Source organism: Vibrio sp. M260121 (assembly GCF_036533715.1).
In the GTDB taxonomy this organism is placed as follows: Bacteria; Pseudomonadota; Gammaproteobacteria; order Enterobacterales; family Vibrionaceae; genus Vibrio.
Genome location: NZ_JATABF010000056.1, coordinates 19,650 through 30,410 on the forward strand (window position 1 = coordinate 19,650; position 10,761 = coordinate 30,410).

Genomic DNA, 10,761 nt, shown 5'->3' on the forward strand with positions numbered 1-10,761 from the left:
ATTATTTCACGCGATCAATTTCACGATGTACCTGACCCAAGGATTTTGCCCACGGACTCACCGATTTAAGCGCATCTGGCAAGCTTTCTACCGCGTCTCGAGCGAGCTGGATAGTCGGGTAATCTTGGTAAGTGATGATGTACCATTCTGTTCCGCTGCGCACGGTCGGGTAAATTCTTACTTTTCCGTTCAGGTCGTACTCGTCAAGGAAGGTTTGCACATCTTCCATTGCCGTCATCGCTCCTAATTGCAAAGTATAAGCACGTGGTGATAACGCTTTTAGCTCTTCACGAGCAAAAGAGAACTTCACGATAGGCTTCGTTGAATTTGCTTGTGTTGACTTAGGTTGTTCGCTCGTTTGTACAACATTAATCAATGAAGAGTTCGAACTGCTCTGCGCTTGAGGCACTGATTCTTCCACAACTTGTTTGATTTCATCGGTATTGGCTTCTTCAGGTTTGTCCTCAAGTAAGGCATCCACCACATCCGACTCAATCACAACACGCTGTTGTTTATCTTCTGTACCAACACTTGCAACTTCCTCTGTCACTGTCGGCGGCAATGAGTCTGAATCGTCCGTTGCACCAGCAAGTTCTGTCGTATCTGACACGTCACTGATTGCGGAATCTGCGCCACTAGTTTGAACTTCGGGCTCGGTTAGGGTTGGGATGGCAGTTTGCTCAATCGTGCCTGTGATTTGCTGTGCTTTGTCGTCTGGGCTTGGCTGATTGTACATCCACCAATAACCACCAGCGGCCAACAATAACAGCACCAAAACAACCAATGCGATGTTAAGGGGTGAGCCTACAATTGAGCGGATAATGATCCTTTTTTCCACTTTCATCTCTCCTAACGCCATGATGTCTCCCGGAATCGGGTCGACTTTCTTAAATGCATCTCGAACGCGTTTTTCAGATTCATCGTCAACATATCGAATCACCAAAGATTCAAAGAAACGACGCGCTTCGACTTCTGACAACATCTCAATATCAAGCTCAACCGGTTTGAGCTCTTGCCCGTAACTAATACGCGACAATACCGATTCCAAACGTCCACTTTGAGTGAACAGTAAGATGTTGATTTTCCATTTTGGATTCGCTTGTGCAGCTAGCACTAGCATCCATAATTCTGAAACTAGGGTTTCACTCAGCAAATGAGCGTCATCAACCACAATGGCAATGTCACACACTTCATCACCCAAGATACGCTCTAAGCTATCAAGCAATGTATCTTGTTGATTGAATAAGGCATCGGAAACTATCTGGTTCAAGATGAGCATACGACGCTGCACATCATCTTGATTTGAATGACAAAGTAACAAACATTGGTTTTTGTTACTTGCACCGAGTTCAAGATATCGCTGTGCCAACCAGGACTTTCCGTACCCAGCTTGGCCATTTACTGCGATCAAGTTAGAACCAAAATTGGTTAACAAGCTTAATCTGTCTAAAAGCTCGGTTTGCGAATCCAATTCAAGAACGTGAGCGAAACTCATCTAAATAACCTTAATACACTACAAGAATGACGCCGATAGGCGCCATTACAAGGTTAAATGTCACGACCGAAGTCGATAGCTTGTTTGATGATATCTTGCGGTGTGTCTGCAATGACTTCGGCACTACCGATGCCCGTTGGCAGAACTAAACGCAGCTGACCGGATAAGACTTTCTTATCACGCATCATGTGCGTCATGAAATCATCAAAGCTCATTGTATCTGGCGTATGCACTGGCAATTTAGCGCGGCGCATAATATTGATGATGCGATCCAGTTGCTCTTGCGAAATCAATCCACGTAAGTGAGAGGTTTTCGCCGCCATTACTGTACCGGAAGATACCGCTTCACCGTGTAGCCAGTTGCCATAACCAAGTTCAGCTTCAATCGCATGACCAAAGGTATGGCCCAAGTTCAGCAGTGCTCGAATGCCTGACTCTTTCTCATCTTGTGCCACAACTTCCGCTTTGATTTCACAACAACGTGCAATCGCGTAAGTCAGTGCCTCTTCATCCAATGCGTATAGACGATCAAGATTCTCTTCTAACCAATCGAAGAAAGCACTATCGTAAATAATGCCGTACTTGATCACCTCAGCAATACCCGCTGCAAACTCACGCTCTGGGAGCGTCGATAGACAGTTGGTATCGATGATAACCGCTTTAGGTTGGTAGAAAGCACCAATCATGTTTTTGCCCAGCGGGTGGTTTACTGCCGTCTTGCCGCCAACAGATGAATCCACTTGAGACAACAATGTGGTTGGAATCTGGATGAAATCCACACCACGTTGGTAACATGCAGACGCGAACCCAACGAGATCGCCAATCACACCACCACCCAATGCAATAATCACTACATCGCGTGCGTAGCTTCCCTCTAGCAGGAAGTTCATGACTTGATTAAACGTGTCTAGGCTTTTGTATTGCTCACCATCAGGCAATTCAAGTAATGAGGCATCACAACCGAGCTGTTCAAGCTGACCAAGAATTTTTTCCGCATACAGTGGAGCAACCGTGACATTACTGATCACGACGACTTTCTGATTTGCGTTTTTGTTTGAAAGAATTTGAGAAAGGTACGCCGGGTCTTCAAATAACCCGGCGCCAATTGAGATTGGGTAGCTACGCTCTGCTAGATTGACCGTAATCCGTTCCATCGGTGTGCTCCAATTTGAAAAAGATAAATGCTTATCTCTCTTCTAGCATTTTTACGATCTGGTTGGCTACCACTTTTGCACTCTGATCGTCAGTACGAACTGTGTAATCCGCTACTTCTTCGTATAGAGGGTTACGTTCGCCTGCCAAACTTTCCAATACTTCACGAGGGTTGTCAGTTTGAAGTAGAGGACGCTTCTTGTCGCGGTTTGTGCGAGCAAGTTGCTTTTCAATAGTTGTTTCTAGGTAAACAACAACACCACGTGCTGAAAGACGGTTGCGGTTTTCTTTGCTCTTAACAGAGCCACCGCCCGTTGCTAGCACGATGCCTTGCTCTTGAGTTAGGTCTTCAAGTACAGCTTCTTCGCGTTTGCGGAAGCCTTCTTCACCTTCAACATCAAAAACCCAAGCGATATCTGCACCAGTGCGCTCTTCGATCACTGTATCAGAGTCCACGAACTCCATATGCAGTTGCTGTGCTAGGTGTCTACCAATTGTACTTTTGCCAGCGCCCATTGGGCCAACAAGGAAAATATTACGTTTCTCAGCCATATTTAGCGGTAATTTACAACGTTAATTCAATAAGATCGCCACAAGAAAACACAGCCAAACTGCTGTTTCACAAGGCTTGTGGCACCAATTCCTCACAGATAATTCGTGATAAGACCCGAAATTATCCAAGCATGGTGCCACTAATGCAACTTTATTTTTGATCTAATCGTTTTTTTGCCTACCGATTCTTACTGAATCACAACTTTAGGTGTAACAAAAATCAGTAGTTCACTTTTACCGACATTTTCGTAACTTCGACGGAAAAGCGCACCTAACAGCGGCAAATCACCTAATAAAGGCACCTTATCGACGGAGTTTGTAATACTGTGTTGAAAAATACCGCCCAACACGACTGTCTCGCCATTATTGACTAAAACTTGTGTACCAATACGTTGCGTATCGATCGCCACCGCCTCACCAGTGCCGGTTTTTACCACTTGGCCCGGTCTGTCTTGCGTAACGCTCAAATCCAACACCAAACGGTTGTCAGGCGTAATCTGTGGCGTCACTTTCAAGCTCAATACCGCTTTTTTGAACGTCACAGAAGTCGCACCACTGGAAGAAGATTCAAGGTAAGGGATCTCGGTACCCTGCTCAATGTAAGCTGGCTTCTTATTCGTGGTGATCAAACGTGGACTGGAAATAATTTCTGCTTTCGATTCTTGTTGCAGCGCAGAAAGCTCTAAATCAAGCAGTGTGTCTGAGCCTAACTTCGCAACTTGGAAAGCAAGACTGGTCGCATTCGGGCTAGTTGCAGCCAAGTTCACGTTTAGGAAGTCATCAATACCCACACTGCTGCCACCGTCATCACCTTCACCGCCGCCATCGTACAGGCCGATTGTCGCAAGGTTATTCTCAATTGAACCACCTACAGTATGACTGCCATTGATGGAAGTGAAGCCCCAACGAACGCCAAGTTCGTCCATGTTACCTTCATTAATAGTCACAATACGCGCTTCAATCTGAACCTGTTTTACAGGAATATCCAATGATTCTATGATCTCGCGAATCACTTCAATATTCTCAGGTAACTCACGAATCAATAACGAGTTAGTACGCTCATCAATGGTCATACTGCCTCGATCTGAAAGCATACTGATGTTGCCCTCCCCATTGATCATCTCAGCAATGTCTGACGCTTTAGCGAAGTTCACCTTGATGATCTCTGATGAAAGCTCACCGATCTCTTTCTCTAGCTTTTGCTTTTCGAGTTGCTGCTTCTCGCGCAGATCCAATTCATCTTTTGGTGCAACGAGAATGACATTGCCATCAACACGCTTATCTAGCCCTTTCACTTGCAAGATAATGTCGAGTACTTGCTGCCAAGGCACACCATCCAAACGCAAGGTCAAGTTACCCTCGACCGAGTCAGAAACGACCAAGTTAAATTGATTGTAGTCGGCGATAAGTTGCAACACGTTTCGCACAGGAATGTCTTGGAAGTTAATCGAAATTAGCTTGCCTTCTTTTTCCAAAATGCTTTTATCCGGCGCTTTTTCGTTGGCTTTAAGCTTGCCAACCTTTACCTCTAAATAACGACCAGTAAGACGGTAGTCGTGAGAATAGTCCTCATCTATATAAGCCACCAGACGTGTTGTAGAAGTATCGCGGAATACCTCAACGCTCTCGACAACCGTCGAGAAGTCTTTCACATCAAGTAGGTAAAGCTGGTCATCTTTAACGGAGGTGTTGAGTAAGTCGATACTCAAGCCTTCTTGTACGCGTTTAATATCAACAATCGCAGCGGGTGATGCGAGCTCAACCACAATCACGGCGTCTTTGTCTTTGTTCGTACGGAAGTCGATGCTCTTAAGCGAGTTAGACTGTACTTCTTCTGCTGCGACGAAAGGGGCTAAAAGTAGAAAGAACCATAAAGAGAAGAGCCCTGTTAGCTTCCTTGGTGTCAGTGTTAATCCGTGTCTCATTTTCATCATTACTCAATATCAAAAATAAATGCCGCTATGCCTATCTCAACGCCAACTTCACTTTGCGCTTTTGCCAACAACCTAAACCGTCTGGCAAGGTTTCATTAATCAATAAATAGCTGTGGGATACGTGGGTTACCTTGCCATTGTTACGTCCGAGGTATTGACCTGGCTTCACTTTGTAAACTGTGCCATTCGGTGCTTGAACCAAACCCGAGACGCTGCTGCCCATTCCCATCACACCCTTAAGGCGAAGTTGGTTGAGTGGGAAACGTTCCAGTTTGCCTGTGCGCTTTCTTGACGGCGGTTGCCAACAGTCTTGCCTCGCAACAGGTTGAGTTGCGATGGTGGCCTCTTTTGGCAGTTCAAAAGGGGCACGCAAAATTTCAGGCTCGTAACTCACCACTACATATTCTTCAGTCGGCTGGAGTTTGGCGACATCACGGCGTGCTTGGTTTTCTACACCGCGAATAAAGTCGGTTAGTGACTCATCATTGGCTTGGCAACCACTCAGCAGACTCACCATACAAACCATCAGCAAAGATTTATTTCGCATCTTTCTTTTCCTCTGGTTTGAATTGGTAAGTGTTTGCTCTTACACGGAAGTGCAAGGTTTCACTCTCTTGACTGACTCGCTGCCAAGTTACATCTTGAAATGTGATGATGCGTGGTAAGGTGGCGATGGCCTGTGAAAAACGACCGATGTCATGGAAGTCACCCGTTAGCTCAATATTGAGCGGCAAACGGTAAAGGAAATGCTCTGACTCTTTATCTCCCCAATCAATACGCGTAAATGTCAGCTTGTTATCGATACCGAGTTCATTAACCGACGCTAGCATGGTCGCCAATTCTTTCTGTGCAGGCAGTTGTTGCAAAAGCAGTTCATAGCGGGTGGTCAGTTCATCAAGTTGTGACTGAAGCTGCGGCAGTGCAGCGACTTTATTGGCTTTGATCCTCAGCGCGACTTTTAAAGTCTGCTCTTCTTGGATCAAGGTATTAAGGCGAGCTTCCTCTGGCTTCAAATAAAACCAGTAACCAAAACCTTGGATCAACACCACCATAAGAAGAATCGCCACCAACTGAGGCACCAGCGGCCACTCAGCGATTTCATCCATTTCTAGGTCTTGCCAATTAACCATGCTGCTTACCTCCTTTTATAGAGGCATCTTTAAACATGAAGGAGACTTTGAACGTCTGGAACTCTTTACCAAAGCGCGCTTTACCATGAACAATGGAGTGCATATCAACATCCAGCAGCTTGGCGGAACGCTCCATATTATCGAGCATGGTGGCAAGACGAGAGGTGCTATCAGAAATACCCGAGATCTCAATCTCGTAGTCGTTCATTTTGATCTTATCGACATAGACGCCTTCAGGGATCACTGAGGGCATCAGGTTCATAAACTCAGTGGTTTTATTGCGACCATTTTGCAGCCCTTCAACGGTCTTTAAGCGCTCTAGAATTTTGCTGTGCTCTTGCTCTGCTATCTTCATGGCTTCAATACGTTTATCGAGTTGAGAGATATAGTGAGCGAGATAATCCAAGCGCTGTTGCTGCTGATCTTGTTGGTATTGGTAGTACTTACCGATCCCCCATTGCACGCCCAGAGCAGCGATTGCCCCGAGTAAAATCAAGCCAATAAAACGACGACGATGCTCTTCACGTTGGTTTTCACGCCAGGCAAGAAGGTTAATGTGATACAACATTGTCACCTCCTAGCCACTGAATACCACGTACAGCCAGTCCGGCTGCAGCAGTGAAGTGTTGCCAATCCGCGGCACGACGTTTGCGTTTAGACACCTTCATTTCAAACAAACCAAGTGGATTAAGCAGTTCACACTCTAGTGCCAACTGGCTAGACAGCTCCTCGGCCAACATAGGTGTTGCAGCGCCCTCTCCCGAAAGCCAAACGCCTTTGATATCTTGACTTCCATTAATTGAGGTATAGAGCTGCATCTGACGTTTAACACGCTCAACGATTTGTCGATTAAATTGCTCCGTTGCCACTTGTGCATCGTCTGCTAATGGATCTTGCTGAAACAAACTGCCCGTAGTGCGAGTACCGCAGGGAAATTCTTTATGAAACAATTCGCCTTGTTCGGTGAACATAGTGAAAGAACTGTTCAAAGAACCAATGTCCAGTAAACAATACTTGTTCTTTTCAGGAAAACGTTCCGCTACCAATTTCCACATATGACCAAGACTTTGTGAGTGCACGTCCACCAGTACTGGTTTCAAGCCTGATTTCTGCAATGCCTCAACTCGGGTTTCTACCACGTCTTTACGAGTCGCGAAGACCTGATAACTGTCAGTGCCTCGCATCTGCTCATCCGTATCAACCTTGATGAAGTCAAGACTCAGCTCTTCCACGGGGAATGGAGATTGATGTGAGAAGGCTTGCACAACAGCAAACTCCTTTTCACTCTCTTCTAAGTTCTGCTCTATCTGCAGCTTTTTACTGATCACAGCATTATCTGGAACTGAAATTGCGACCTTTCGAGCACGAAAAGGTAGCTCTTTTTTCATCTCTTTAAGGGTCTTTACAATTTCTTGATGATTTATGGTGTTATTTTCAGCGACAATACCTTCCTTAAGTATTATTTCTTTGTAACCCAGTAGTGCGTAACTGTTGCCATTGGGTTTAAGTACCACGGCTTTGAGGCTGTTATGGCCAATATCTATGCCCGTAACTAATAGCTTATCCATCTCTACTCTCGCTCCGAAATTCTTGCGTGCCGATGTTGTTAGCACCCAGAGAATTTTCTTCGTGCAAAGGTTGTTATTAGCATCCAAATAAGAGTTAATATCTCTTATGTGCTAAATTTTTGACCTAAGAGTACAAGGGTTTGCCGTTACACAGCCTCAACCAATCAGGGATTCTCCGGTGAAGTTCATAAAGCGTTTATTATTTTTAACATTGATTTGCATAATTCTTGGAGTCACCACAATTTTTGGCTTCTATCAATACGTGAAGCCTGAATTGCCAGATGTTGCAACCTTAAAAGATGTTGAATTACAAACACCTATGCAGGTTTTTAGTCAAGACGGGAAACTGATCGCACAGTTTGGTGAGAAACGCCGAATTCCTGTTACTTACGACGAAATTCCGCAAGATTTAATTCATGCGCTGATCGCGACCGAAGATAGCCGATTTTACGAGCACCCAGGTATCGACCCAATCGGTATTACACGTGCGGCAGTCGTCGTTGCATTATCTGGTTCGGCAAAGCAAGGTGCGAGTACCATTACTCAGCAGCTAGCGCGTAACTTCTTCCTATCCAACGAGAAGAAGATCATGCGTAAAGTGAAAGAGATCTTCATTGCGATTCACATTGAGCAGCTTTTGACGAAGCAAGAGATCATGGAACTGTACGTTAACAAGATCTTCCTTGGTTACCGCTCATACGGTTTCGGTGCCGCAGCTCAGGTTTATTTTGGTAAGAGCCTAAATGAACTCACGCTAAGTGAAATCGCAACGCTTGCTGGTATGCCAAAAGCGCCATCGACAATGAACCCAATCTACTCACTAGAGCGCGCGACAAACCGTCGTAATGTCGTTCTGATGCGTATGTTGGATGAGAAATACATCACTCAAGAGCAATACGATGAAGCACGTGCTGAGCCAATTGTTGCTCGCTACCACAGTGCTGAGATTGAGCTTTCTGCCCCATACGTTGCAGAGCTTGCGCGCTCATGGGCAGTGAAAGAGTACGGTGCAGAAAAAGCCTATACCTCTGGCTTAAACATCTACATGACAGTAGATTCAAAACTGCAAGATGCAGCAAACAAAGCGGCGATCAATAACATCCTTGCTTACGACGAGCGTCATGGCTACCGCGGTGCTGAGAAAGTATTGTGGAAACAAGGTGAAGCCGCTTGGGATACAGAGCAGATTGAAAAACATCTGAAGAAGCAACCAACTTACGGACAACTTTACCCAGCGGTCGTGACTAAAGTCGATGACAAAACAGCGCAAGTTTGGGTCAAGAACAACGATGAACAAACCATCGCTTGGACCGGTATGAACTGGGCTCGTAAGTACCTGACGGATGAGCGCCAAGGCGCCGTACCAAAGTCAGCTAAACAGATTTTGGAATCAGGCCAACAAATTTGGGTTCGTGAAATCAGCACAACCGATAAAGACGGCAACACCATCAACAGCTGGAAGCTAAGCCAAGTACCAAGTGCAAACACTGCATTTGTGGCAATGAATCCGGAAAACGGTGCTGTGCTTTCTCTGGTTGGTGGCTTTAACTTTGTTCATAGCAAGTTTAACCGTGCGACTATGTCAGTGCGCCAAGTAGGTTCAAGTATCAAACCTTTCATCTACTCAGCGGCAATAAACAAAGGTCTCACGCTTGCTTCTTTAGTTAACGATGCACCAATCAACAAATGGGATGCAGGTTCTGGTTCTGCATGGCGTCCAAAGAACTCACCACCAACATACGTGGGCCCTACTCGTCTGCGTATCGGTCTAGCACAGTCTAAAAACGTAATGGCAGTGCGTACTCTTCGTGAAGTTGGTTTGGACGAGACTCGTGAATATCTAACGCGTTTTGGCTTTGATATTGATGAAGTACCACGTTCAGAGACCATCGCGCTTGGTGCAGGTAGCTTAACGCCAATGAAAGTGGCACAAGGTTACTCTGTATTTGCCAACGGCGGTTACTATGTAGAACCTTTCTACATTGACCATGTGGAAGACTCATTTGGTGAAGTGCTGTTTAAAGCAAACCCGAAAGTGATCTGTCAGCACGATTGCCCTCAAATGGAACAGCACGTTCCAGCTGAAGATAAGTTTGCTGCAGAGTTTGGTGAACAAGACGTAACGCCGGAAAATATCGCTCCAGACAACACTCTAGAAAACGATACTCCGCAATACGCAAAACAAGTTATCTCAGCGCAAAACGCGTTCCTGATGCGTGAAATGATGTACAGCAATATCTGGGGTGGCGGTAGCTGGCGTGATGGCACAGGTTGGAACGGTACTGGCTGGCGTGCACAGAAACTTGAACGTCGTGATATCGGTGGTAAAACCGGCACAACCAACAACTCAAAAGATACTTGGTATAACGGTTACGGCCCTGGCATTGTGGCGATCGCATGGGTTGGTTTCGATGACCACTCTCGTACGCTTGGCCGCACAACAGTGAACAGCAACCTTGGTAAAGGCCAGATCTCTGGTGCAGAATCAGGTGCTAAGACGGCTGAGCCAGCTTGGATTGACTTCATGCATGCTGCTTTAGAGGGTAAACCACAGCAGAGCAAGAACGTTCCAGATGGTATCGTTCGTGTACGTATCGACCGTGATAGCGGCCTATTGACGCACAAAGTCGATGGCTCATCGATGTTCGAATACTTCGAGAAAGGTACAGAGCCAACTGAGTACGTCGGTAACAGTCTAGAAGACAGTATCTACTCTGGTGGCAGTGGCTCAGAAGAGCTATTCTAATAGCGAATTAACGATATGAAAAAGGGAGCCATTGAGCCTGTCTCTTGATCACAAGTCTAGTGATCAAGAGACATTGCGAGCTCGTAGCCTTCAAGGATGGTTTGCAGTTTAAACCATCCTTCCCAAAGTGCCTTTATTGAAGCTCTGCCCGTCCTCTTGGTATCTTTCCAACCACCTAATTTGG

The 10,761-nt window shown here is 45.7% G+C and carries 9 protein-coding genes; 1 reads left to right on the plus strand and 8 read right to left on the minus strand.

Features of this window, described 5'->3' with window-relative positions; genetic code table 11:
- Position 1: 1 nt before the first annotated feature.
- The 8 genes from QTO06_RS22780 to pilM form a co-directional block, all read right to left on the minus strand.
- Positions 2 to 1,495 (minus strand): SPOR domain-containing protein, encoded by a 1,494-nt coding sequence (locus QTO06_RS22780; RefSeq protein ID WP_331409940.1) that lies wholly within the window; start codon positions 1,493 to 1,495, stop codon positions 2 to 4.
- A 53-nt stretch (positions 1,496 to 1,548) separates the two neighbouring features.
- Positions 1,549 to 2,649 (minus strand): 3-dehydroquinate synthase, encoded by a 1,101-nt coding sequence (aroB, locus tag QTO06_RS22785; protein WP_331409942.1) that lies wholly within the window; start codon positions 2,647 to 2,649, stop codon positions 1,549 to 1,551.
- A 31-nt stretch (positions 2,650 to 2,680) separates the two neighbouring features.
- Positions 2,681 to 3,199: a shikimate kinase AroK gene (aroK, locus tag QTO06_RS22790; RefSeq protein WP_010443904.1), complete on the minus strand. Its 519-nt coding sequence runs from the start codon at positions 3,197 to 3,199 to the stop codon at positions 2,681 to 2,683.
- Between the two features lie 188 nt (positions 3,200 to 3,387).
- The gene (locus tag QTO06_RS22795) at positions 3,388 to 5,130 is read right to left on the minus strand and encodes a type IV pilus secretin PilQ (protein ID WP_331409947.1); all 1,743 of its coding nucleotides are present in this window, start codon (positions 5,128 to 5,130) and stop codon (positions 3,388 to 3,390) included.
- A gap of 34 nt (positions 5,131 to 5,164) precedes the next feature.
- On the minus strand, positions 5,165 to 5,680 hold the full coding sequence (locus QTO06_RS22800) for a pilus assembly protein PilP (protein ID WP_005432702.1): 516 nt from the start codon (positions 5,678 to 5,680) through the stop codon (positions 5,165 to 5,167).
- Positions 5,670 to 6,263, minus strand: a complete 594-nt coding sequence (locus QTO06_RS22805) for a type 4a pilus biogenesis protein PilO (RefSeq protein ID WP_005432718.1) — start codon at positions 6,261 to 6,263, stop codon at positions 5,670 to 5,672. Before QTO06_RS22805 ends, QTO06_RS22800 begins: the two co-directional genes overlap by 11 nt.
- A complete protein-coding gene (locus tag QTO06_RS22810) occupies positions 6,256 to 6,831 on the minus strand; it encodes a PilN domain-containing protein (RefSeq protein WP_005432710.1) in 576 nt (191 codons plus the stop codon). The genes QTO06_RS22805 and QTO06_RS22810 overlap by 8 nt, the downstream gene beginning before the upstream one ends.
- Positions 6,815 to 7,831 carry a type IV pilus biogenesis protein PilM gene (gene pilM, locus QTO06_RS22815; protein WP_331409944.1) on the minus strand — a complete coding sequence of 339 codons (1,017 nt, stop codon included), beginning with the start codon at positions 7,829 to 7,831 and terminating at the stop codon, positions 6,815 to 6,817. The genes QTO06_RS22810 and pilM overlap by 17 nt, the downstream gene beginning before the upstream one ends.
- A 178-nt stretch (positions 7,832 to 8,009) precedes the next feature.
- On the opposite strand from pilM, the gene QTO06_RS22820 reads away from it, so the two are divergent.
- Positions 8,010 to 10,577: a penicillin-binding protein 1A gene (locus QTO06_RS22820; protein WP_331409945.1), complete on the plus strand. Its 2,568-nt coding sequence runs from the start codon at positions 8,010 to 8,012 to the stop codon at positions 10,575 to 10,577.
- Positions 10,578 to 10,761: the final 184 nt, after the last annotated feature.